The following is a 21,690-nucleotide window of genomic DNA, read 5'->3' on the forward strand; positions in this document are numbered from 1 at the left end:
TCAAAGGCGGACGCGGCCCTTCGAGCGCCGCCTCACGAAGTCGGCGCGTGATGCTGTGCCCGGCTCACGTCGTACACGCCGGGCACGTTGCGCATGGCGCGCATCAGGGTGGGCAGGTGGGCCGCGTCGGGGAGCTGGAGGGTGTACGTGTGGCGTACGCGTTGCTGGCTGGGCGGTTCGACGGTCGCGGAGACGATCTCGGCGCCCTCCAGGGCCATCGCTTCGGTGAGGTCGGCGAGCAGGTGGGGCCGGCCGAACGATTCCGCGACCAGGGTGACCCGGCACTCGGTGGTGTCCCCCCAGCGCACGTCGACCTGCGCGCGCCCCGCGTTCATCATGCGCGACACGGCGGCGCACTCCACACGGTGCACGGTCACCACTCCCCCGCGCACGGCGAAACCGATCACCTCGTCGGACGGCACCGGCGTGCAGCACCCGGCGAGCCGGACGCTCGCGCCGGGACGGTCCACGACGGTGAGGGCGGCGTCGGGGCGGGGGGCGGGCCCCTCGGAGACAGGGCGGACGGAGATGCCCTGAGCGGCTCCCGCTGCCTCGGTCTCGTCGGCGTCCGTGTCTCCCCCGGTGTCCGCGGTGTCCGCGGAGGCCCCCGCGTCGGACGCGGCAGCCGGACCCTCCGTTCCCGGGTGCGCGGCCAGCCACCTCTGGATGGCGATGCGGGCGGCAGGCGTGTGGGCGTGGTCCAGCCACTCCCTGGAGGGCTCGGAGGCCGGATCCTGGCCCATGAGGAGCTGGACGGTGTCACCGTCCCGCAGAACCGTGCTCAGGGTCGCCAGGCGCCCGTTGACGCGGGCGCCGATGCAGGCATGGGCGTCCTCGCCGTACTGCGCGTACGCGGCGTCCACGCAGGTGGCGCCCTCGGGCAGGCCGAGGGCGCCGCCGTCGGGACGGAAGACGGTGATCTCGCGGTCCTGGGCGAGGTCCTCGCGCAGGGTGGACCAGAAGGTGTCGGGGTCGGGTGCGGCCTCCTGCCAGTCGAGGAGGCGGGAGAGCCAGCCGGGGCGGGTGGGGTCGACACGCTCCCCGTCGGCCGTGCCTCCCTCGGCCTGCCCGCCCTCGCCGCCCTGCTCCTCCGAGGGAGGAGCGTAGGGATTGCCGAGGGCGACGACGCCGGCCTCGGCGACCTTGTGCATCTGGTGGGTGCGGATGAGGACTTCGGCGACCTGGCCGTCCTCGCGGGCGACGGCGGTGTGCAGCGACTGGTACAGGTTGAACTTGGGGACGGCGATGAAGTCCTTGAACTCCGAGACGACCGGCGTCATACAGGTGTGCAGTTCGCCGAGGACCGCGTAACAGTCGGCGTCCTCGTTGACGAGGACGAGCAGGCGGCCGAAGTCGCAGCCGCGCAGCCGGCCGCGCTTGCGGGACACGCGGTGGACGGAGACGAAGTGCCGTGGCCGGATGAGGACTTCGGCCTGGATGTCGGCGTCGCGCAGGACCGTGCGCATGGCGTCGGCGAACTCGGCGAGCGCGTCGTCCGGGCGGGAGGCGTTGTCGACGATCAGCTCGCGCGTGTGCTCGTACTCCTCGGGGTGCAGGATCGCGAAGACCAGGTCTTCCAGCTCGGTCTTGAGGGCCTGGACACCGAGGCGTTCGGCGAGCGGGATGAGGACGTCCCGGGTCACCTTGGCGATGCGCGCCTGTTTCTCGGGGCGCATCACGCCGAGGGTGCGCATGTTGTGCAGCCGGTCGGCGAGTTTGATGGACATCACGCGGACGTCGTTGCCGGTGGCGACGAGCATCTTGCGGAACGTCTCGGGTTCGGCGGCGGCGCCGTAGTCGACCTTCTCCAACTTCGTGACGCCGTCGACGAGATAGCGCACCTCCTCGCCGAACTCCTCGCCGACCTGATCGAGGGTCACATCGGTGTCCTCGACGGTGTCGTGGAGCAGAGAGGCCGTCAAGGTCGTGGTCTCGGCGCCGAGTTCGGCGAGGATGAGCGTCACGGCGAGCGGGTGCGTGATGTACGGCTCGCCGCTCTTGCGCATCTGGCCGCGGTGCGAGGACTCTGCGAGCACGTAGGCGCGGCGCAGTGGTTCGAGGTCGGCGTCGGGGTGGTGGGCGCGGTGGGCCTCGACCACGTGCCCGATCGCGTCGGGCAGCCGGCCGCGGGAGGCGGGGCCGAGCAACGCGGCCCGGCCCAGGCGACGCAGGTCGATCCGGGGGCGGCTGCGCCTGCGGGGCGCGGCAGGCGCTACCGGGCCTGGGGTCGCGGGGTTCGTGGCCTCCGCACTCATGGGCACCTCCGGCTGCGTGGACCGGCGGACGGAGTGCCCCAGGGCGGACACGGCTCAGGGGGCTGGCAACGATCCCCCGTCCGGGCCGGTGCTTGATGCTACCGAGCCCACCACGCCCGACTGACCGCCTCTCGCCGAGCGTGAAACGGATCACCCATTCGAGCGAGGGCGGGGAGGTTTACGATTTTGCGCCGCCCGACCAGGGGTCGGTCTTGATTTCGAACTCACGGCGGTGGCCCCGGCGGCACTCCTGCGCACCTCAGGGCCACGTCGGCCTCCGAAGCCAAGCCGCCGCATCCGTCAACTGACGGCGGTTTCCAGCCATTCCGGTTCGATCTCGCCCTCGGCGACGATGACCGCGGGTCCGGTCATCTCGATCTCGCCGTCGGGCCGCTCGGTGATGACGAGGCGTCCGCCGGGGACATCCACGGTGTAGGTGACCGGCGTCCCGGTGACGGTCGGGTCGACGCCGTCCCGGCGCGCGGCTGCCACGGCGACGGCGCACGCGCCCGTGCCGCACGACCGGGTCTCGCCGGAACCGCGCTCGTGCACCCGCAGCGCGACGTGCTGGGGGCCCCGGTCGACGACGAACTCGACGTTGACCCCGTCCGGGTAGGCGGAGGCCGGGCTGAAGGGCGGCGGGGAGAACAGGTTGCCCGCGTGCGCGAGGTCGTCGACGAAGGCGACGGCGTGCGGGTTGCCCATGTTCACGTTCCGCGCGGGCCAGCTGCGCTCGCCGACGCTCACGGTGACGTCCTCTTCGGGGAGGCGCGCCCTGCCCATGCCGACGGTGACGTCACCGTTCTTGGCGATGTGTACGGTCTTCACGCCCGCGCGCGTGGCGACCGCGAGGTCGCCCTCGGTGACGAGCCCGGCGTGCTGGAGGTAGCGTGCGAAGACACGGACGCCGTTGCCGCACATCTCCGCGATCGAGCCGTCGCCGTTGCGGTAGTCCATGAACCACTCCGCCTCGGCCGCCATCTCCTGGGCCTCGGGGTGGGCGGCGGACCGCACGACGTGCAGCAGCCCGTCGCCGCCGATGCCCGCGCGCCGGTCGCACAGAGCGGCGACGGCGGCCGGGGGGAGGTCGATGGCGTTCTCGGGGTCCGGGACGATCACGAAGTCGTTCTCGGTGCCGTGTCCCTTGAGGAAGGCGATCCGCGTGCTCATTCCTCGATCGTACGGGGTGGGTACGACACCGCGACGCGCGCGTGGAGGGCCGCCTGCGAACCGGACCAGGCACCGCGCGCGTGCACCACAGGACACGGCACGCGCGCGTGGGTGCTCTGCGGCCTAGCGAAGCCGTGCGACCCGCCACACGGCCAGGACGACCACCGCGGCGACCACGACGACGTACGCGAGGACCACGCGCCAGTCGGGGCGGCGGCCGGAGCCGCGCTGGGGCAGGCCGGGCCACGTGTAACCCACGCGACGCGCGGCCATCATCCCCCAGCCGGCCGCGCAGGAGCAGATCAGCAGCCCCAGCATGGCGATCACGGCTCCGCTGTCGCCGAAGTCGAAGGCGAGAGGGAACGCGAACATCAGGGAGCCGGTCGCGGCCAGGCCCACGATGGGGGCGAGCTGCCAGATCCGCAGCCGCCGCTGGGGGCGCAGCTCGACCTCCACCTCGGGGCCGCCGGCGAACATCTCCTCGGGCTCGGGCCCGTCGGCGGTCACGCCGTCCTGGGTGTCGTCGACGTCCGGCCCGTCGGGGCTCAGACGCACTTCCTCGGGCTCCGGTTCACCCCGCTCGGTGATCAGGTGCTCGGTGCCTTGTGCGGTGTCGCGAGGGCCGGCCTCCATCGCCACGCGCCCTCCCAACTCGGACTCCACTTGGTCGATCGAAGCTCGATGATGGCATGGTGCCGAAGGCCCGGACGGCGGCCTGAGCGTCCCGATGCCATGACGTGATCAGGCTGTAACCGGTCGTTCGACCAACGCCAGTGCGAGCTGCGGAAGTTCTGTGAGATCCGCCGCAGCCCCACTCAACCAGTGCACCCGCGGGTCGCGCCTGAACCATGAATCCTGGCGGCGCGCGAAGCGCTTGGTGGCACGGACGGTCTCCGCGCGCGCCTCTTCCAGCGTGCACTCACCGCTCAGAGCCGCGAGGACCTGCTGGTAGCCGAGCGCGCGCGAGGCCGTACGCCCCTCGCGCAGGCCTTGCGCCTCCAGCGCGCGCACCTCGTCCACGAGCCCCGCGTCCCACATCCGGTCGACACGGCGGGCGATGCGCTCGTCGAGTTCGGGGCGCGCCACGTCGACACCGATCTGGACGGTGTCGTAGACCGAGTCGTGGCCCGGCAGGTTGGCCGTGAAGGGCTTGCCGGTGATCTCGATCACCTCGAGGGCGCGGACGATACGACGGCCGTTGCTGGGCAGGATCGCCTGCGCCGCCTCGGGGTCGGCGGCGGCGAGCCGGGCGTGCAGGGCGCCGGAGCCGCGCAGCGTGAGCTCCTCCTCCAGGCGCGCGCGGACCTCGGGGTCGGTGCCGGGGAACTCCAGGTTGTCGACGGCTCCCCGGACGTACAGCCCGGAGCCGCCGACCAGGATCGGCCAGCGGCCCGCGGCGAGCAGAGCGTCGATCCGGGCGCGGGCCAGCTTCTGGTACTCGGCGACGGAGGCGGTGACCGTGACGTCCCAGATGTCCAGGAGGTGGTGCGGGACGCCATCGCGCTCCTCGGGCGTCAGCTTGGCGGTGCCGATGTCCATCCCTCGGTAGAGCTGCATGGAGTCGGCGTTGACGACCTCGCCGCCGAGCTGCTGAGCCAGGAAGACGCCCAGATCGGACTTTCCGGCTGCAGTCGGTCCGACGACGGCGATGACGTGGGGGGCGGGGGGTGCGCTGCTCACGGCACCAGTCTCGCAAACCTCGCAGCCCGCTCTCGAACGAGTTACGTGACGGGGCCGGTCCGGCGTCGTTGCCCGTTGCGAGATTCCCGTCGCCCGTTCGCGGGGGCGGCGCATCCCGGTGGCGCAAACGGACGCACCGGGCAACGCGGGATTTCGCCCGCACGAGTACCGTATGGAGTTGATATGGGCGTTTTGGCGCGGCTTTTCCGGAGGTCGAAGGTCACGGAAGAGGCGACTGCGGAGGAGACGGTCACGGAGGAGACGGTCACGGAGGAGACGACCGCGCGGGAGGCGGAGACCACCGCCGAGGCACCGGCCGGTACGACGGTGGACGGCGCCGAGACGGAGCAGGCCGCCGAGGCGCTGGTGCGGACGTCGACCGAGACCGGCGATGCCACGGAGACGGCGGCGAAGACCGACACCACCAGCACCGACGGCGTCGAGATCCCCCGGCAGCAGTCCGCCGAGGAGGCCGTCGACAATGAGGCCGGCGAGAACGCCCGCACGTAGCGGACCCGCCAGGGAAGGTGACCCATGGGTCTTTTGAACAATCTCAAGTCCAGGCTCGCCCCGGCCAGGGGCAAGGTCTCGGACCTCGCGCACCGGCACGAGGACAAGATCCAGCACGGGATCGACAAGGCTGCCAAGGTCGTCGACGAGAGGACCAAGGGCAAGTACCACGACAAGATCCACACGGGCACCGACAAGGCCAAGGGCGCCATGGACCGGCTCGCGCACAAGGACGAGCCGAGGGCGGGCGGCGACACGTTCACGCCGCCGAGCACACCCCCGCCCAGCTCCTGAACAGCAGCCACAGCACGACACCGATCGGCGGACGGCCGCGCAGCGGAAACGCTCGCGGCCGTCCGCCGTTCCACGACAGCCGCGCCACCACCGGCGCCGGAGCGCTCCGTCGGCCGTGCGAGTACCTTCGCCGACCCGGACGACACGGCCGCCCGAGGGACGAAGCCCCGCCCCGGCACCACCACGACACCGACCAGCGCTGCCGTCGGTCGCCTAGGACCAGGCCGCGACCACGTATCCGACGCCGTACGGCGCGTCCTCGTACAGCAGCGTGCCCGACAGTCCGGCGCCCTCGGCCACGCCCGCGAGCACCTGCCAGGGTGCCCGGCCGGCCGCCTTCAGCTCGCGCGCCAGCTCGGCGTCGAGGGCCTCGAGGGCCGCGACGTCCGCCGTGCCGAGCGCCCGGGCGACCTCCGCGTCGAAGGGTGCCGCGCGCTCGTCGAGATAGCCCGGCGCCTTCAGCGTCCGGCACGCGCTGGCGTCGCCCATCACCAGCAGTGCCATCCGCCCGGGCTGTGCGCCGATGTCCCTTCCGACGTCGACGCACCGCTCGGGCGCGAGCCGTTCCCCCACGCCGAGCCCCTCGACCGGGGTGGACCATCCGGCCCGCTCCAGCAACCAGGCACCGACGGCGAGGGAGGGCGGCAGCTCCCGCTCGGGCGCGGTGGCCCCGCCGCCCCTCCCGAGCCGTACGGTGAGGTCGACGCCGAAGCCGCTGAACGAGCCGGGCGTGCCCTCCGCGTGCGTGCCCCGCCCGGACTCGTCGGCAGGCCCGACGACCACGAGCCGGTCCGGCCGGGCGGCGGCGAGCACGCCCAGCGCGTCGGAGCAGGCGGCACGCGCGGCGTCCAGCTCGGGTGCGGCACCCGCGGCGACCTCGGGCACGAGCAGGGGCGGACAGGGACAGACCGCGGCGGCGACAAGCATGATCGGCAGCGTAGCCGCGCCCGCCGTCAGTCCTCGATCACCACGTCCGTCGGATCGATCGCCCCACGCTCCCCGCCGCCACCGGCCGGGTCAGTCGCAGCCGCAGCCGCTGCCCGTGGCCACCGGGAGCGGGGCCGGCACGCCGACCTTGGGCAGGCCGAGCAGGACGCCGGCCGACTTGGCCGCCTTCTCGGCGTTGCGCTTCTCCCAGGCGTCCCCCGCGCGCGTGCGGCGCACGTCCAGGACGGGGCCCTCGGCGAGGAGGTGGTGCGGGGCGGCGTAGGTGACCTCGACGGTGACCACGTCGCCGGGGCGCACCTCCTGCTCCGGCTTGGTGAAGTGGACCAGGCGGTTGTCGGGGGCGCGGCCGGAGAGGCGGTGGGTGGCGCCGTCCTTGCGGCCCTCGCCCTCGGCGACCATCAGCTCCAGGGTGCGGCCGACCTGCTTCTTGTTCTCCTCCCAGGAGATCTCCTCCTGGAGCGCGACGAGACGCTCGTAGCGCGCCTGGACGACCTCCTTGGGGATCTGGTGGTCCATGGTCGCGGCCGGGGTCCCGGGCCGCTTGGAGTACTGGAAGGTGAACGCCTGGGCGAACCGTGCCTCGCGCACGACGTGCAGCGTCTGCTCGAAGTCCTCCTCGGTCTCGCCGGGGAAGCCCACGATGATGTCGGTGGAGATCGCCGCGTGCGGGATGGCGGCGCGGACCTTCTCGATGATCCCGAGGTAGCGCTCCTGCCGGTAGGAGCGGCGCATCGCCTTCAGGACCGTGTCCGAACCGGACTGCAGCGGCATGTGCAGCTGCGGCATCACGTTCGGCGTCGCGGCCATGGCCGCGATCACGTCGTCGGTGAAGTCACGCGGGTGCGGGGAGGTGAAGCGGACGCGCTCCAGGCCCTCGATCTTCCCGCAGGCGCGCAGCAGCTTGCTGAAGGCCTCGCGGTCGCCGATGTCGGAGCCGTACGCGTTGACGTTCTGGCCGAGCAGGGTGATCTCGGAGACGCCCTCGGCGACCAGGGCCTCGATCTCGGCGAGGATGTCGCCGGGGCGGCGGTCCTTCTCCTTGCCGCGCAGGGCCGGGACGATGCAGAAGGTGCACGTGTTGTTGCAGCCGACGGAGATGGAGACCCAGGCGGCGTACGCGCTCTCGCGGCGCGTCGGCAGGGTCGAGGGGAAGGCCTCCAGCGACTCGGCGATCTCGACCTGTGCCTCTTCCTGCACGCGCGCGCGTTCCAGCAGGACCGGCAGCTTGCCGATGTTGTGGGTGCCGAAGACGACGTCCACCCAGGGCGCCTTCTTCACGATGGTGTCGCGGTCCTTCTGCGCGAGACAGCCGCCCACGGCAATCTGCATGCCGGGTCGCGAGGCCTTCTTCGGCGCGAGGCGGCCGAGGTTGCCGTAGAGCCTGTTGTCGGCGTTCTCACGGACCGCGCAGGTGTTGAAGACGACGACGTCCGCGTCGCCGTCCGTCCCCTCGGGGGCCCGCACGTATCCGGCCTCTTCGAGCAGCCCGGACAATCGCTCGGAATCGTGGACGTTCATCTGGCACCCGTAGGTGCGGATCTCATAGGTGCGATTGACGCCCACGGGCTGGCTCCGGTCGATGCTGCTCATGCCATAAGGGTAGGCGGTACCTCGGACAGCCCAGGCCTCGATCACCGAAGGGCCCTCGTCTCCGGGCCCGTCCCGGGTTCAGGGGTCGATGAGGCCGGCGCGGATGGCGTAGCGGGTGAGTTCCAGCCGGTCGCGCATACCTAGCTTGTGCAGGAGGTTGGCGCGGTGCCGTTCGACCGTCTTGGCACTGATGAAGAGCAGCGTGCCGATCTCCTTGGACGTGTGGCCTTCGGCGACGAGCTTGAGGATCTCCTCCTCGCGTTCGGTGATGGGCCGCTCGGGCAGACCGTCGATGCCGTCGCCGCGGTGCAGCCGGTCCAGGTACGAGCGGACGAGCGCCCGCTCCGCGCCCGGGTAGATGAACGGCTCGTCGCGCATGGCCGCCCGGCAGGCCTCGACGAGGTCGCGGTCGGCGACGGACTTCAGGACGTAGCCGCCGGCTCCGGCCTTGAGGGCCTCGAAGAAGTACTGCTCGTTGTCGTACATGGTGAGGATGAGGATGCGCAGGTCAGGGTGGCGGCGGGAAAGCTCCCGGGCCGCCTGCAGACCGGTCGTGCGGGGCATGGCGACGTCGAGGACGGCGAGATCGATGTCCCCGGCCCGGGCCCGCTCGACGGCCTCGGCGCCGTCCCCGGCCTCGGCGACCACCGTCAGATCGGGTTCGCCGTCCAGGATGAGCCGCACACCCCGGCGTACCAGCGTGTGATCGTCGGCGAGGAGGACGCGGGTGGGCGGGGCGGGCGGGCGCGGAGGCGTGTCGGCGGTCATCGGTGGTTCCCGGGGGTGGGCGAGCGGTGGGCGGGTGCAGCGCCTTCGCCCACGCCCGCGCGGGGGTCGCGATCGGCACCACTGCCTGTGCCTCTGGCGGGGTGGGGTGCGCTGCCGGCTTCCGCCCTCGTCCCGATCCGCAGCCGTACGTCCGTCCCGCCGCCGTCCGTGCCCGAGGTGAGGGTGAGTGTCGCTCCGATCAGCAGGGCCCGTTCGCGCATGCCTCGGATGCCGGCGCCCTCGGCCGTCGCCGGGCCCGGGCCGCTGCCGTTGTCCCGGACGAGAAGTTCGACACCGTCGGAGACCGGGCTGAGGCGGAGTTCGGCGCGGTCGGCGCCGGCGTGCCGGGCGGTGTTGGTGAGGGCTTCCTGGGCGACGCGGTAGAGCACGAGTTCGGTCTCCTCGGTCAGCGGTGGGAGCCCGGCCCGGAGGTCATGGCGGACCGTCAGCCCGTGGGTGGTGAACTCGGCCGCGAGGGAGCGCAGGGCGCTGACCAGGCCGAGTTCGTCGAGGACGCCGGGGCGCAGGCGGCGGGCGATGCGGCGGATCTCCTCGAGGCCGGCGCGGGTGGCCTCCTGTGCCTGGCCCACCTCCCCGCGAAGGTCGTCGGTGGCATGGTCGGCTACGCGCTTGAGCTGAAGGAGCACGGCGGTCAGGGTCTGGCCGACCTCGTCGTGGAGTTCGCGGGCGATGCGGTGCCGCTCGCGTTCCTGAGCGGACAGGGCCCGGGCGGCACTGGCCGCGCGTTCGGCCTCCAGCCGGTCGAGCATGGCGTTGTACGTCGTGATGAGCTCGGCGGTCTCCACCGGTCCGGCGACGACGGCACGAGCCCCGGGGCGCAGCAGGTCGGCGTCGGCCATGGCCCGGCCCAGGCGTCCGAGCGGGGCCAGTCCGACGCGCAGCACGACCGCGTTCACGGCGAGCAGGGCGGCCAGGCCCGCCACGACGACGAGCGCCTCGCCCGGAAGGACGGGCGTGGAGACGGTGACCGGGCCGAGGAGCAGCGCGGCGGCCACGATCAGGCCGACGGCGTTCAGGGCGAAGATCCGCCAGAACAGCGACACGTGCGCCACTCCTCCTCCCCGGCTCCTCGCCGCTCCCCGGCTCCTCGTCCATGGCACCGCCGTGACCAGCCTTTCCGTCCTCCGCCGGCCCTGTCCATCCGTCACGACACCCATGTCGCCACCGTACGGGGGGATGGCAGCATGGCGGCTCCGCGCCCAGGTGACCGGCGGCCTGCCCGGCCGCCGGACGAGACCTGCCCGGCCGCCGGGCGAGTGTCCGGACAACCGCCGGGCAAGGCCTGCACGACCGCGGGACGGGAACCTGTACCGCCACGGAACCCGCACCACCACCCGGCCGCGCACACCGCGCGAACCACCAGTGACGAACCACCAGCGACGAACGACCAGCAAGGGGAAGAACCGTGTCCGCTCCACGCCTCCGGACGACACCGCTGCCAGGCATCGGCGTTCAGTACGACCTCGTGACGCGCGAGCAGCGCCACCTGTCCGTGGTGGCGCACCGCGACGGCACCCGCACGGTGAGCGTGTACCGCGCGGACGACCCGGACTCCTGCGCTCAGTCCCTGCGGCTGACCGGCGCCGAGGCGGGCTCGCTGATCGACGCGCTGAAGCCGTCCCACCACAGCGCGAGCCTGCTGTACACCACGGACCTGGGGCTGGTCGCCGAACGCGTCGAGGTGGCGGCGACCTCGCGCTGGAACGGGCGACTGCTGGGCGAGACCCGGATGCGCACGGAGACCGGCGCCTCGATCGTGGCGGTGCTGCGGCGGGCCGAGGCGATTCCGTCCCCGGCGCCGGACTTCCGCCTCGCGGGCGGTGACACCCTCATCGTCATCGGCACCCGCGAGGGCGTGGACGCGGCCGCGGCGATACTCGGGCGGGAGTGAACGCGTGCACTCCTCCGCCGTCCTGCTGATCGAGTTCGGTTCCATCATCCTCGGCCTCGGCCTGCTCGGCCGGTTCGCCGCCCGTTTCCGGTTCTCGCCCATCCCGCTGTATCTGCTGGCCGGTCTCGCCTTCGGCGAGGGTGGGCTGCTGCCGCTCGGCGCGAGCGAGGAGTTCGTCGCCACCGGCGCCGAGATCGGCGTCATCCTGCTGTTGCTGATGCTCGGCCTGGAGTACACGGCGAGCGATCTGGTCTCCAACCTCAAGGCGCACTACCCGTCCGGGCTCGTGGACTGCGCTCTCAACGCCCTGCCGGGCGCGGCCGCCGCGCTGTTGCTCGGCTGGGGCCCGGTGGCGGCCGTGGTGCTGGCGGGCGTCACCTGGATCTCGTCGTCGGGGGTCATCGCCAAGGTGCTGGGCGACCTGGGCCGGGTCGGCAACCGGGAGACCCCGGTGATCCTGAGCGTCCTGGTGCTGGAGGACCTGGCGATGGCGGTCTACCTGCCGATCGTCACCGCCCTGGTGGCCGGGGCCGGGCTGGCGGCCGGCAGCATGACGCTCGCGATCGCGCTGGGCGTCGCGGGCCTCGTGCTGTTCGCGGCGGTGCGCCACGGCCGGGTCATCTCCCGCTTCGTGTCGAGCGACGACCCGGAGAAACTGCTGCTTGTCGTCCTGGGGCTGACGATCCTGGTCGCCGGTGTGGCGCAGCAACTGCAGGTGTCGGCGGCGGTGGGCGCGTTCCTGGTGGGCATCGCGCTGTCCGGGGAGGTCGCCGAGGGTGCGCACACCCTGCTGAGTCCGTTGCGGGACCTGTTCGCCGCCGTCTTCTTCGTGTTCTTCGGGCTGCACACCGACCCGGCCAGCATCCCTCCGGTTCTGCTGCCCGCCCTCGCACTGGCTGCCGTCACCGCCGCCACGAAGATCGCCACCGGGTACTGGGCGGCCCGACGCGCCGGGATCTCCGTCAAGGGCCGCTGGCGCGCGGGTGGAGCGCTGGTGGCGCGCGGGGAGTTCTCGATCGTCATCGCCGGGCTGGCGGTGACCGCCGGTATCGAGCCGTCCCTGGGCCCGCTGGCGACGGCGTACGTCCTGATCCTGGTCGTCCTGGGCCCGCTCACCGCCCGGTACACGGAACCGCTGGCGACGCGGTGGACCCGTCGCGGGGAGGCGCGCCGGGGCACGGCGAAGCAGGTCTCCGAGGCGCGGACGGAGACGCCTGTGGCTGACTGAGGCGGGGGACCGCAGGTGACCGCAGGGAACCGCAGGTACGGCCTCGCCGCACGGCACAGGCGACACCGACGGCGTACCTCACGCCACGTCGATGGCGTACGTCACACCGGAGCGTGGCTGGATCATGGAGTCCCGGCGAGGGGCTCATGGCATGCTCATGGCTCGTTACCGGTGAGTAAGCAGATCGAGCACACCTGCCCTGCCGGCTTCCCTTCACCGCCCCCCACCTTCCAGGACTGACCTTGCGCAGACGCACAGGGCTCACGCGTGCCCTCATACCCGCCTTAGCCGCAACCTCTCTCCTCCTCGCCGCCGGCTGCTCCTCTCCCCCGTCGCGGGCCGAGCACGCTGCCGCCACCTCCAGCCCGCAGGCCGGCACGGGCACGGCGGACACCTCCTCCGCCGACCGCTCGCTCGCCGTGGCGGCCGCGCCCGTCGACGCCCCGACGGCCACCGCCCGCCCCGGCACGTCCGGCGGGCAGGCCCACCGCACGAAGCTCAGCGTGAGCGCGTACGACGACAAGACCCGGCGGGCCGTCATCGCCTCCGGCCACTCGGGGCGATCCGACGACTCCGCAGACTCCGACAGCTCTCACGGCTCCGACAACTCCAACGACGAGAGGGGCGACGCGAGTTCCGCGGGCCCCTCGACTTCCCCGAGCGCGTCGGAGACGGCCGACCACCCCGTTGTCGGCGACGTCATCGCCAGCGCCCCCGCCCCCGGCGCGCCGAACGGGCTCCTCGCCGAGGTCACGAAGGTGATCGGCGAGACCGACGAGGGCACGGAGGTGCAGACCCGGCCCGCCCAGCTCAACGCCCTGCTCGGGGACGACACCGCGAAGGGCAGCGTGCCGGTCGACCCGGCCGCCTTCGATGTGGACAAGCTGCTGCCCGACGTGGACGTCTCCTGGTCCCGGACGGATGACGTGCACGTCGGCCCCGAAGGGGCGACCGTCCCCCTCGGCAGCCTGCGCCTCGATGTGCGCGCCGACCTGCCGGCCGTCGGCAACACCGCCGCGTCGGCGGACGCCTCGATCTCCGGCTATGTGCAGGTCGCCCCGCAGGTCGACTTCCGCTACGGCGGCGAGGGCACCGGCGCCGCGCCGGCTTCGGCATACCTGGGCGTGTCCGGAGACTGGACCTCGGGCTGGTCGCTGAAAGGCCGCGCCGGCGCTTCCACGACTGCGGTGCGGATCCCCTTCGCCACCCTGCATGCCGACCCGGTGCTCCAGGTCGGCCCCGTCCCCGTCGTGGTCAACCTCGACCTGACCTGCTACGTCGAGGTCAGCGGCGACGGCAGGATCACCGTCGACGTCGAGCAGAGCCTCAAGGGCGACTTCAAGGCCGGCGGCACCTTCGGCCTCGCCCAGGGCTGGACCCCCGTCAGTTCCTCCGACATGACGAGCACCCCGGTCCGGACCTCCGTCACCACCGCCGGCACCGTGAAGGCGGCCCTCGGCGCCCAGGCCACGGTCGGCCTGTACGGCAGCGTCGGCGTCGTCGCCGATCTGGCGCCGTACGTGCGCGGCGAGGGCACGGCCACGGTCACCGGCACGGACGACGTGTTCGAAGCCGACGGTTCCTGGGCCGTGTACGGCGGCGTCGATCTGAAGGGCACCCTGCGCCTGCAGCTGTCGATCTTCGGCACACCGGTGTTCCAGCGGGACATCCCGCTGGGCGCACTGAACCGGGAGTGGAAGCTGGCGGGAAGCGCAGCGCCGTAACCGGACGCCGGGCGACACGCCCGCCAACGCAGGCCCCTCAGGCTGCGCCGCCGGGGACCCATCCCTGGCGGCGCAGCACCGCCGACACGTCCGGAGCCTCGTAGTGCTCGCCCTTGAGGACCTTGCCGTCGGCGCGGCGGGCGATCTCACCGTCCGGGCCCAGCTTGCTCATGTTGGAGCGGTGGATCTCGGCTATCACCGCGTCGAGGTCGATCCCGTGCACCAGGGCCGTGCCGTAGGCGACGTAGACGACATCCGCCAGCTCGTGCGCGAGCCGGTCCAGCGGGCCGCTCACCGACACCTCGGCGACTTCGGCGGCCTCCTCGGCGAGCAGTTCCCCGCGGTGCGCGGCGAGGCGGGGCGACACCTCGGTCGGCGCACTGCGGACGTCGAGCCCGAAGGCGCGGTGGAATTCACGGACCAGGTCGGCGGGCGAAGAACTCATGCACCGACTGTAACGACGGCCACTGACACCACCCCCTGATCGGCTGACGCCTCCTCCGAAGCTCGCCCTGTGAGCCCCGCCCTGGTCAGCCCCGCCCCCGCCTGGCAGGATCGCGCGCATGTCCAAGGTGTTCCCCCGTGTCGGCAGGCGCCGGGCCCTGCAGGGTTCGGCCGCCGGTGCCGTCGTCCTCGGGCTGCTGCTGTGGTGGCTGCTGCCCCTGGGCGAGGACCCGCCGAGCGGCACGATCACCTTCAGCACGGGCACGACCAGCGGCGTCTACTACGAGTACGGCAGCCGTCTGCGCACCGAGCTCGCCGAGGACATGCCGCGCCTGGACGTGAACCTGACGACCAGCAACGGATCGCAGGAGAACGTCGCGCGCGTGGCGGAGGGCAAGGCGGACTTCACCATCGCCGCGGCCGACGCCGTGGCGACGTACGAGGAGCAGCACCGCGGCGCCGCCGCCCGTCTGCGCGGGGTCGCCCGCCTGTACGACGACTACGTCCAGCTCGTCGTGGGGCGCGACTCGGACATCCAGTCCGTCGCGGACCTGAAGGGGAAGCGGGTCGCGACCGGTCTGCCCCGCTCAGGTGTGCGACTCATCGCCAACCGGGTGCTCAAGGCGGCCGGCCTGGACCCGGCGAAGGACCTCACGGCCGTGTCGGAGGGCATCGACACCGGGCCCGAGCGGCTGAAGCTGGGGAAGATCGACGCCTTCTTCTGGTCCGGCGGGGTGCCGACGGCCGGTCTGGAGAAGCTGGCCGACAGCTTCATCTTCCGGTTCGTGCCGATCGACGTCGAGCTCGTCGCCAAGATGCACGAGCGGGACGACGCCACCGGCTACTACCGGGCCACCAACATGCCCGAGTCGGCCTACCCCACCATCCAGAACGGCTCGACCGTACCGACGATCGCGGTCTCCAACCTGCTGATGACCCGCACGGACGTGGACCCCCGGCTCACCGAGTGGCTGACCCGGACCGTGATCAAGAGCCGGGACGGCATCGGAGCGCACGTCCACTCCGCCCAGCTGGTCGATCTGCGCACGGCCATCTACACCGACCCGCTCCCGCTGCACGAGGGCGCCCGTCGCTACTACCGGTCCGTCAAGCCGTAGAAACGCCTGGAGCCGCGGAAACGGCTCGAGCGCCGCGAAACGATCCAGGCCGTCACGGCTCAGGCCGTCGGTCCCGTCCGGGGCACCGACACCGTCACCTTCAGCCCGCTCGGCTCGTGATGGTCGTACGACAGCGAGCCGCCGCCGGCCGCGAGCAGGGTGCGGGAGATGGACAGGCCCAGACCGGAGCCCTTGATGTTCTGGTGGCGGCCGCTGCGCCAGAAGCGGTCGCCCACGCGCGCGAGTTCCTCGTCGGTCAGGCCGGGGCCGTTGTCCGTGACGACGATGGTCGAGGCGTCGCCGTTGGAGGCGACCGTCACCTCCACGCTCTCGCCCTCCGGCGTGAACTTCACCGCGTTGTCGATCACCGCGTCCAGGGCGCTGGACAGCGTGACCGGGTCGGCCCATGCCGTGGTGGCCGGGCAGTCGCCCACCAGGCGGACGCCCTTGGCCTCGGCGGTGGGCGCCCAGGCCGCGACGCGCTCGGCGGTCAGCGCGCCGATGTCGGTGACCCTGAGGTCGGCCTCGGTGTGCTCGGCCAGGGCCAGGTCGAGCAGATCGTCCAGAACCTGGGCGAGGCGCTTGCCCTCGCTCTGGACGGAGGCGATCTCCTCGTTGCCCTCCGGAAGCTCGTAAGCCAGCAGTTCGATGCGCAGCAGCAGCGCCGCGAGCGGGTTGCGCAGCTGGTGCGAGGCGTCGGCGACGAAGGCGCGCTGCTGCTCCAGCACGTCCTCGACGTTGCCCGCCATCTCGTTGAACGACCGGGCCAGGCGCCTCAGTTCCGGCGGACCGCTCGCGACCGCGACCCGGGACTTCAGGCGCCCGGTGGCGATGTCGTGGGTGGTGGCGTCCAGGACGCGTACGGGCTTGAGCACCCATCCGGTCAGGCGCAGGGCGGCGCCTATGGCGAGCAGCATCGCGGCGATCTCGCCGGCGCCGACGATCAGCCAGCCGTGCAGGATCCGCGACCGCATCGCGCCGGTGGGCGAGTCGGTGACGACGACCGCGACGACGTCGCCGTCCCGGATCACCGGCGACGCCACCACCAGCCGGTTGCGCTGCCAGGGCCACACCTGCTTCGGGTCGTGGCTGCGACGGCTGAGCAGCGCCTCCTCGAACGCGTCCCGCACCTCCCCCGTTTCGGGGAGGTACCAGTCCCTCGGCGCGTGAGCCATGGGGGTGTCGGTGCGGTAGAAGACACCGGCACGAATGCCGTAGACCTCGTAGTAGCTGGCCAGCTCGCGGCTGAGTGTCTCGCGCCGCTCGTCGTTGCTCGTGGACGTGGTACCGGACGTTCCGGTGGGTGCGGTGACGAACTGGGCGAGGGCCGCGAAGCGCGCCGTGTCGTCGATGCGGTCCACGACCACCTTCTGCTGCTGCGCCCCGGCCACGCTGACGGCGAGGGGCACGCCGAGCGCGAGCAGCACGGCCGCCATCAGGACGATGAGCAGCGGCAGGAGACGTGTGCGCAAGCGATCCCCGCTACGCGGCCGGGGCGACGAGCCGGTAGCCGACGCCGCGTACGGTCTCGATCAGCGCGGGCATGCGCAGCTTGGCGCGCAGGGAGGCGACGTGCACCTCCAGGGTGCGTCCGGTCCCCTCCCAGCTGGTGCGCCATACCTCGCTGATGATCTGCTCCCGGCGGAAGACGACGCCGGGACGCTGGGCGAGGAGCGCCAGGAGGTCGAACTCCTTGCGGGTCAGTTGGACAACCGAACCGTCCACGGTGACACGTCTGGTGGGCAGTTCGATGTGCACGGGCCCGAGGCTGAGGGTGCTCTCGCCGGCCGCGGCCGGATCCTCGTGGACGGTGCGCCGGCTGACGGCATGGATCCGGGCGAGCAGCTCTCCCGTGTCGTACGGCTTCACCACGTAGTCGTCGGCGCCCAGGTTGAGGCCGTGGATGCGGGAACGCACGTCGGAGCGGGCCGTCACCATGATCACCGGGGTGGCGGTGCGCTTGCGGATCTTGCCGCAGACCTCGTAGCCGTCCTGGTCGGGCAGGCCCAGGTCGAGCAGGACGACACCGAAGCCGGGGCCCTCCGGGACGAGCGCCTGGAGCGCCTCCTCGCCGCTGCGCGCGTGAGTGACGTCGAAACCGTGCCGCTTCAGGACCGCGGACAGCGCGGCGGCGACATGGTTGTCGTCCTCGACGAGCAGCAGTCTCATCCCGGCCTCCTCCGGTTCATCGGGCGTACGGTCCGGCTCTGTACAAAGTCGCACGACCCAGGCGTACGGTTCCGGCGCGTGCAGAAGCGCGGCACGCCCGCGTGCACCAAGGCAGTCACGCTGATGGACGAGGACGCCGTCAAGTGGGTTCCGGTTGCGCGGCGCTTCCGTTATCCGGCCGATACGCGCGCAGGTCACAAGTGCTACGACGGGTGTCCGATTGCTATCGGATCGTGATGCTCAGATTCCCCTCAGATGTAATGACGCTGGTCGAGACTGGTTACTACTGTCCTCCGAAACCGAGGAGGACGGAGCCTGAGAGCGATGACCGAAGTATCGGTGGCCAAGGAAGACGCGGCCGCGCCCGGCGAACTGGTCGTCCTGAAGAGCGTCAACAAGCACTTCGGCGCGTTGCACGTTCTCCAGGACATCGATCTGACGATCGAGCGCGGTGAGGTCGTCGTGGTCATCGGACCCTCCGGGTCCGGAAAGTCCACCCTGTGCCGCACCATCAACCGCCTGGAGACGATCGACGCGGGGACGATCACGATCGACGGGAAGCCGCTGCCCCAGGAGGGCAAGGAGCTGGCCCGGCTGCGCGCCGACGTCGGCATGGTCTTCCAGTCCTTCAATCTGTTCGCGCACAAGACCGTGCTCGAGAACGTCATGCTGGGCCAGATCAAGGTCCGCAGGACCGACAAGAAGAAGGCCGAGGAGAAGGCCCGCGAGCTGCTGGACCGGGTCGGTGTGGGCACCCAGGCCGACAAGTACCCCGCGCAGCTCTCCGGCGGTCAGCAGCAGCGCGTCGCCATCGCGCGGGCCCTGGCCATGAACCCGAAGGTCATGCTCTTCGACGAGCCGACCTCGGCCCTGGACCCGGAGATGATCAATGAGGTGCTGGAGGTCATGCAGCAGCTCGCCCGAGACGGCATGACCATGATCGTCGTCACCCACGAGATGGGCTTCGCACGATCGGCTGCAAATCGCGTGGTCTTCATGGCGGACGGCCGCATCGTCGAACAGGCTGCGCCCGACCAGTTCTTCAGCAACCCGCGCAGCGACCGCGCCAAGGACTTCCTGTCGAAGATCCTGCATCACTGACGCGCCCCGGCGCACCCGACGACCTGCGTCACCCCGCCTTTCGACGGCCCGTATTCCTTCATCCCGAAGGCATCATCAAAGGAAGTTCACCATGAAGCTTCGCAAGGTCACCGCCGCCTCGGCCGCCGTTCTCGCCCTCGCCCTGACCGCCACGGCGTGCGGCTCCGAGGACAAGGACGACTCGGGCAGCGGCTCCAGCGGCGGCGGCGACAAGATCAAGATCGGTATCAAGTACGACCAGCCGGGCCTCGGCCTGAAGGAGCCCGACGGTTCCTTCTCGGGCTTCGACGTGGACGTCGCCACCTATGTCGCCAAGGAGCTCGGCTACGAGGCGAACCAGATCGAGTTCGTCGAGACCAAGAGCGCCGACCGCGAGAACGCCCTCGCGCGCGGTGACGTGAAGTTCATCGTCGCCACCTACTCGATCAACGACGAGCGCAAGCAGAAGGTCGACTTCGCCGGCCCCTACCTGCTGGCCCACCAGGACCTGCTGGTCAAGGCCGACTCCAAGATCGCCGCGGGCGAGGACCTCAACGGCAAGAACCTCTGCTCGGTGACGGGCTCGACCTCGGCGCAGAACGTCAAGGACAAGATCGCCCCGAAGGCCAACCTGCGCCAGAACAGCGGCTACTCGGAGTGCATCGCCGCTCTGCAGAGCGGCGCGGTCGACGCGGTGACCACGGACGACTCGATCCTCGCGGGCTTCGCCGCGCAGGACAAGTACAAGGGCCAGTTCAAGCTGGTGGGCGAGAAGCTCAGCAACGAGAACTACGGCATCGGCGTCAAGAAGGGCGACAAGGCCACCGTCGACAAGATCAACGCCGCGCTGGAGAAGATGGTCAGCGACAAGTCCTGGGACAAGGCGGTCACCGAGAACTTCGGCCCGGCGAACTACAAGAACGAGCCGGCCCCGAAGATCGGCGTCATCGTCAAGTAAGGCGGCATCCGCACCCGATGCGGCATCCGCACGCCATGCGGCATCCGCTGCCGTAGGAATCCCGCGGGCGACGTGGGATTCCGCGGGCGCGCCGCCGACCGTCGCGATCACGGCGGCGGCGCGCCACGCCCTCCTCCACGTACGCCACACACCCGGAAGCGCGGGAGATCGTGTTCGACTTTCTTGAAGGCTACGACGTCCTCGGGGCGTTCTGGATGACGATCAAACTGACCGTCTTCTCCGCCGTCGGCTCCCTGGTCTGGGGCACCCTGCTGGCCGCGATGCGGGTCAGCCCGGTCCCGCTGATGCGCGGGTTCGGCACCGCCTACGTCAACATCGTCCGGAACATCCCCCTGACAGTCATCATCGTCTTCACCTCGCTCGGCCTGGCCGACATCTTCGGTATGACGATGGGCGCGTCCGACAACTTCGAGCTCCAGGGCTTCCGGCTCGCGGTGCTCGGTCTGGCCGCCTACACCGCGGCCTTCGTCTGCGAGGCGATCCGTTCCGGCATCAACACCGTGCCCCTCGGCCAGGCCGAGGCGGCGCGCGCGATCGGGCTGGGCTTCACCCAGACGCTGGGGCTCGTCGTGCTGCCGCAGGCGTTCCGCGCGGTCATCGGACCGCTGGCCAACGTCCTGATCGCTCTGACCAAGAACACCACCGTGGCGGCCGCGATCAGCGTGCCCGAGGCGGCCCTCCTGATGAAGGGGATGATCGAGAACGAGGCCCAGACGCTGGCCATCGGCGCGGTCTTCGCCTTCGGGTTCGTGGTGCTGACCCTTCCCACCGGCCTGCTGCTCGGCTGGCTCGGCAAGCGACTGGCGGTGAAGCGATGACCTCCGTCCTCTACGACGCGCCCGGCCCCCGCGCCAAGCGGCGCAACGTCCTTCTCTCCGTCCTCTTCTTCGTCCTCCTCGCCCTGGCGCTGTGGTGGATGTGGCAGAAGATGGACGAGAAGGAGCAGCTCGAATGGGCGCTGTGGGAGCCGTTCACCACCTCCCAGGCATGGACCACATACCTGCTGCCGGGTCTCGGTGACACCCTGAAGGCCGCGGCGCTCGCCATGGTCATCGCCCTCCCGCTGGGCGCGGTCTTCGGTATCGCCCGCATGTCCGACCACCGCTGGGTGCGCGTCCCGGCCGGCGCGGTGGTCGAGTTCTTCCGGGCGATCCCGGTACTGCTGCTGATGCTGTTCGCCTTCGAGTTCTACGTCCGCTCCACGGACATCGGCAGCGAGCAGCGCCCCCTGTACGCCGTCGTCACCGGTCTGGTGCTCTACAACGCCTCGGTCCTCGCCGAGGTCGTCCGGGCCGGCATCCTCGCCCTGCCCAAGGGCCAGACGGAGGCCGCGTACGCGATCGGTCTGCGCAAGGGTCAGACGATGACCAGCATCCTGCTGCCGCAGGCGGTCACCGCGATGCTGCCGGCCATCGTCAGCCAGCTCGTGGTCATCGTGAAGGACACCGCGCTGGGCGGCGTGATGCTCGGATTCACCGAGTTGCTGAACTCGCGCAGCACGCTGGCGGCCAACTACGCCAACGTCGTACCCAGCTTCATCGTGGTGGCGATCATCTACATCGTGGTGAACTTCATCCTCACCAGCTTCGCGAGCTGGCTCGAGGGCCGGCTGCGGCGCAGCAAGCGCGGCACGGGTGCGGTGCTGGCGCCCGAAGAGGTCGAGGACAACCCCGCCGCGATTCCGGGCACCTACGGAACAGGCGCGGGCGGCGCGGTCTGACCCGCACTCAAGCGGTGTGACCTGTACGGAGGCAGCGGCGAGCACGCCGCTGCCTCCGTCGCTTGACGAGGGAACCGGCAGTGGGTTGCATACGTTCTGTG

General features: G+C 71.2%; 21 protein-coding genes. 10 read left to right on the forward strand and 11 right to left on the reverse strand.

Annotated elements, in window-relative coordinates:
• Positions 1–32 precede the first annotated feature (32 nt).
• The 4 genes from IE263_RS22600 to miaA form a co-directional block, all read right to left on the reverse strand.
• On the reverse strand, positions 33–2,255 hold the full coding sequence (locus tag IE263_RS22600) for a RelA/SpoT family protein (protein ID WP_189939452.1): 2,223 nt from the start codon (positions 2,253–2,255) through the stop codon (positions 33–35).
• Between the two features lie 300 nt (positions 2,256–2,555).
• Positions 2,556–3,425: a diaminopimelate epimerase gene (dapF, locus tag IE263_RS22605; protein ID WP_189939453.1), complete on the reverse strand. Its 870-nt coding sequence runs from the start codon at positions 3,423–3,425 to the stop codon at positions 2,556–2,558.
• 123 nt (positions 3,426–3,548) lie between these two features.
• Positions 3,549–4,058, reverse strand: coding sequence for a hypothetical protein (locus IE263_RS22610; RefSeq protein WP_189939573.1), 510 nt, complete (start codon positions 4,056–4,058; stop codon positions 3,549–3,551).
• A gap of 108 nt (positions 4,059–4,166) precedes the next feature.
• Complete coding sequence (gene miaA / locus IE263_RS22615) at positions 4,167–5,105, reverse strand: tRNA (adenosine(37)-N6)-dimethylallyltransferase MiaA (protein ID WP_189939455.1); 939 nt, start codon at positions 5,103–5,105, stop codon at positions 4,167–4,169.
• Between the two features lie 183 nt (positions 5,106–5,288).
• On the opposite strand from miaA, the gene IE263_RS22620 reads away from it, so the two are divergent.
• On the forward strand, positions 5,289–5,615 hold the full coding sequence (locus tag IE263_RS22620) for a hypothetical protein (RefSeq protein ID WP_189939457.1): 327 nt from the start codon (positions 5,289–5,291) through the stop codon (positions 5,613–5,615).
• Between the two features lie 24 nt (positions 5,616–5,639).
• Positions 5,640–5,909 (forward strand): antitoxin, encoded by a 270-nt coding sequence (locus IE263_RS22625; RefSeq protein ID WP_189939459.1) that lies wholly within the window; start codon positions 5,640–5,642, stop codon positions 5,907–5,909.
• 213 nt (positions 5,910–6,122) lie between these two features.
• Here IE263_RS22625 and IE263_RS22630 read toward each other — a convergent pair whose 3' ends face one another.
• The 4 genes from IE263_RS22630 to IE263_RS22645 all read right to left on the reverse strand — a co-directional run bounded on the left by IE263_RS22630 (position 6,123) and on the right by IE263_RS22645 (position 10,279).
• The gene (locus IE263_RS22630; RefSeq protein WP_189939461.1) at positions 6,123–6,836 is read right to left on the reverse strand and encodes a class III extradiol dioxygenase subunit B-like domain-containing protein; all 714 of its coding nucleotides are present in this window, start codon (positions 6,834–6,836) and stop codon (positions 6,123–6,125) included.
• Positions 6,837–6,926: 90 nt separating this feature from the next.
• Positions 6,927–8,447 (reverse strand): tRNA (N6-isopentenyl adenosine(37)-C2)-methylthiotransferase MiaB, encoded by a 1,521-nt coding sequence (gene miaB, locus IE263_RS22635; protein WP_189939463.1) that lies wholly within the window; start codon positions 8,445–8,447, stop codon positions 6,927–6,929.
• Between the two features lie 78 nt (positions 8,448–8,525).
• Complete coding sequence (locus IE263_RS22640) at positions 8,526–9,215, reverse strand: response regulator transcription factor (RefSeq protein ID WP_189939465.1); 690 nt, start codon at positions 9,213–9,215, stop codon at positions 8,526–8,528.
• The gene (locus IE263_RS22645; protein WP_189939467.1) at positions 9,212–10,279 is read right to left on the reverse strand and encodes a sensor histidine kinase; all 1,068 of its coding nucleotides are present in this window, start codon (positions 10,277–10,279) and stop codon (positions 9,212–9,214) included. Before IE263_RS22645 ends, IE263_RS22640 begins: the two co-directional genes overlap by 4 nt.
• Positions 10,280–10,641: 362 nt before the next feature.
• Between IE263_RS22645 and IE263_RS22650 the strand changes: the two genes are divergently transcribed.
• The 3 genes from IE263_RS22650 (at position 10,642) to IE263_RS22660 (ending at position 14,079) form a co-directional block, all read left to right on the forward strand.
• The gene (locus tag IE263_RS22650; protein ID WP_189939468.1) at positions 10,642–11,127 is read left to right on the forward strand and encodes a cation:proton antiporter regulatory subunit; all 486 of its coding nucleotides are present in this window, start codon (positions 10,642–10,644) and stop codon (positions 11,125–11,127) included.
• A gap of 4 nt (positions 11,128–11,131) precedes the next feature.
• Positions 11,132–12,355, forward strand: a complete 1,224-nt coding sequence (locus tag IE263_RS22655; protein WP_189939470.1) for a cation:proton antiporter — start codon at positions 11,132–11,134, stop codon at positions 12,353–12,355.
• A gap of 242 nt (positions 12,356–12,597) precedes the next feature.
• The gene (locus tag IE263_RS22660; protein ID WP_229911103.1) at positions 12,598–14,079 is read left to right on the forward strand and encodes a hypothetical protein; all 1,482 of its coding nucleotides are present in this window, start codon (positions 12,598–12,600) and stop codon (positions 14,077–14,079) included.
• Positions 14,080–14,116: 37 nt separating this feature from the next.
• Here the strand turns inward: IE263_RS22660 and IE263_RS22665 are convergent, their stop codons facing one another.
• Positions 14,117–14,524, reverse strand: a complete 408-nt coding sequence (locus IE263_RS22665) for a pyrophosphohydrolase domain-containing protein (RefSeq protein ID WP_189939472.1) — start codon at positions 14,522–14,524, stop codon at positions 14,117–14,119.
• Between the two features lie 118 nt (positions 14,525–14,642).
• Here IE263_RS22665 and IE263_RS22670 point away from each other — a divergent pair, with 118 nt between their 5' ends.
• Positions 14,643–15,641 carry a TAXI family TRAP transporter solute-binding subunit gene (locus IE263_RS22670; protein ID WP_189939474.1) on the forward strand — a complete coding sequence of 333 codons (999 nt, stop codon included), beginning with the start codon at positions 14,643–14,645 and terminating at the stop codon, positions 15,639–15,641.
• A 59-nt stretch (positions 15,642–15,700) separates the two neighbouring features.
• Here the strand turns inward: IE263_RS22670 and IE263_RS22675 are convergent, their stop codons facing one another.
• Positions 15,701–17,113: a sensor histidine kinase gene (locus IE263_RS22675; protein ID WP_189939476.1), complete on the reverse strand. Its 1,413-nt coding sequence runs from the start codon at positions 17,111–17,113 to the stop codon at positions 15,701–15,703.
• 10 nt (positions 17,114–17,123) lie between these two features.
• Positions 17,124–17,810, reverse strand: a complete 687-nt coding sequence (locus IE263_RS22680) for a response regulator transcription factor (RefSeq protein WP_189939478.1) — start codon at positions 17,808–17,810, stop codon at positions 17,124–17,126.
• Between the two features lie 324 nt (positions 17,811–18,134).
• Between IE263_RS22680 and IE263_RS22685 the strand changes: the two genes are divergently transcribed.
• The 4 genes from IE263_RS22685 (at position 18,135) to IE263_RS22700 (ending at position 21,589) form a co-directional block, all read left to right on the forward strand.
• Positions 18,135–18,911: an amino acid ABC transporter ATP-binding protein gene (locus IE263_RS22685; RefSeq protein WP_189939479.1), complete on the forward strand. Its 777-nt coding sequence runs from the start codon at positions 18,135–18,137 to the stop codon at positions 18,909–18,911.
• A 91-nt stretch (positions 18,912–19,002) separates the two neighbouring features.
• The gene (locus IE263_RS22690; protein WP_189939481.1) at positions 19,003–19,848 is read left to right on the forward strand and encodes a glutamate ABC transporter substrate-binding protein; all 846 of its coding nucleotides are present in this window, start codon (positions 19,003–19,005) and stop codon (positions 19,846–19,848) included.
• A 170-nt stretch (positions 19,849–20,018) separates the two neighbouring features.
• Positions 20,019–20,687 (forward strand): amino acid ABC transporter permease, encoded by a 669-nt coding sequence (locus tag IE263_RS22695; RefSeq protein WP_189939483.1) that lies wholly within the window; start codon positions 20,019–20,021, stop codon positions 20,685–20,687.
• Entirely contained in the window at positions 20,684–21,589 is a 906-nt protein-coding gene (locus IE263_RS22700; RefSeq protein ID WP_189939485.1) for an amino acid ABC transporter permease, read from the forward strand. The genes IE263_RS22695 and IE263_RS22700 overlap by 4 nt, the downstream gene beginning before the upstream one ends.
• The last annotated feature ends 101 nt before the right edge of the window (positions 21,590–21,690 follow it).

The sequence above is a fragment of the Streptomyces aurantiogriseus genome, assembly GCF_014649375.1.
GTDB classification, from domain to species: domain Bacteria; phylum Actinomycetota; class Actinomycetes; order Streptomycetales; family Streptomycetaceae; genus Streptomyces; species Streptomyces aurantiogriseus.

Bases quoted from the DNA above. Each gene is read 5' to 3' on its own strand.
- IE263_RS22600 (WP_189939452.1), bottom strand. From the start codon at position 2,255: ATGAGTGCGGAGGCCACGAACCCCGCGACCCCAGGCCCGGTAGCGCCT.
- IE263_RS22670 (WP_189939474.1), top strand. From the start codon at position 14,643: ATGTCCAAGGTGTTCCCCCGTGTCGGCAGGCGCCGGGCCCTGCAGGGT.
- IE263_RS22620 (WP_189939457.1), top strand. From the start codon at position 5,289: ATGGGCGTTTTGGCGCGGCTTTTCCGGAGGTCGAAGGTCACGGAAGAG.
- miaB (WP_189939463.1), bottom strand. From the start codon at position 8,447: ATGAGCAGCATCGACCGGAGCCAGCCCGTGGGCGTCAATCGCACCTAT.
- IE263_RS22630 (WP_189939461.1), bottom strand. From the start codon at position 6,836: ATGCTTGTCGCCGCCGCGGTCTGTCCCTGTCCGCCCCTGCTCGTGCCC.
- IE263_RS22625 (WP_189939459.1), top strand. From the start codon at position 5,640: ATGGGTCTTTTGAACAATCTCAAGTCCAGGCTCGCCCCGGCCAGGGGC.
- IE263_RS22610 (WP_189939573.1), bottom strand. From the start codon at position 4,058: ATGGAGGCCGGCCCTCGCGACACCGCACAAGGCACCGAGCACCTGATC.
- IE263_RS22665 (WP_189939472.1), bottom strand. From the start codon at position 14,524: ATGAGTTCTTCGCCCGCCGACCTGGTCCGTGAATTCCACCGCGCCTTC.
- IE263_RS22640 (WP_189939465.1), bottom strand. From the start codon at position 9,215: ATGACCGCCGACACGCCTCCGCGCCCGCCCGCCCCGCCCACCCGCGTC.
- IE263_RS22700 (WP_189939485.1), top strand. From the start codon at position 20,684: ATGACCTCCGTCCTCTACGACGCGCCCGGCCCCCGCGCCAAGCGGCGC.
- dapF (WP_189939453.1), bottom strand. From the start codon at position 3,425: ATGAGCACGCGGATCGCCTTCCTCAAGGGACACGGCACCGAGAACGAC.
- IE263_RS22685 (WP_189939479.1), top strand. From the start codon at position 18,135: ATGACCGAAGTATCGGTGGCCAAGGAAGACGCGGCCGCGCCCGGCGAA.
- IE263_RS22690 (WP_189939481.1), top strand. From the start codon at position 19,003: ATGAAGCTTCGCAAGGTCACCGCCGCCTCGGCCGCCGTTCTCGCCCTC.
- IE263_RS22680 (WP_189939478.1), bottom strand. From the start codon at position 17,810: ATGAGACTGCTGCTCGTCGAGGACGACAACCATGTCGCCGCCGCGCTG.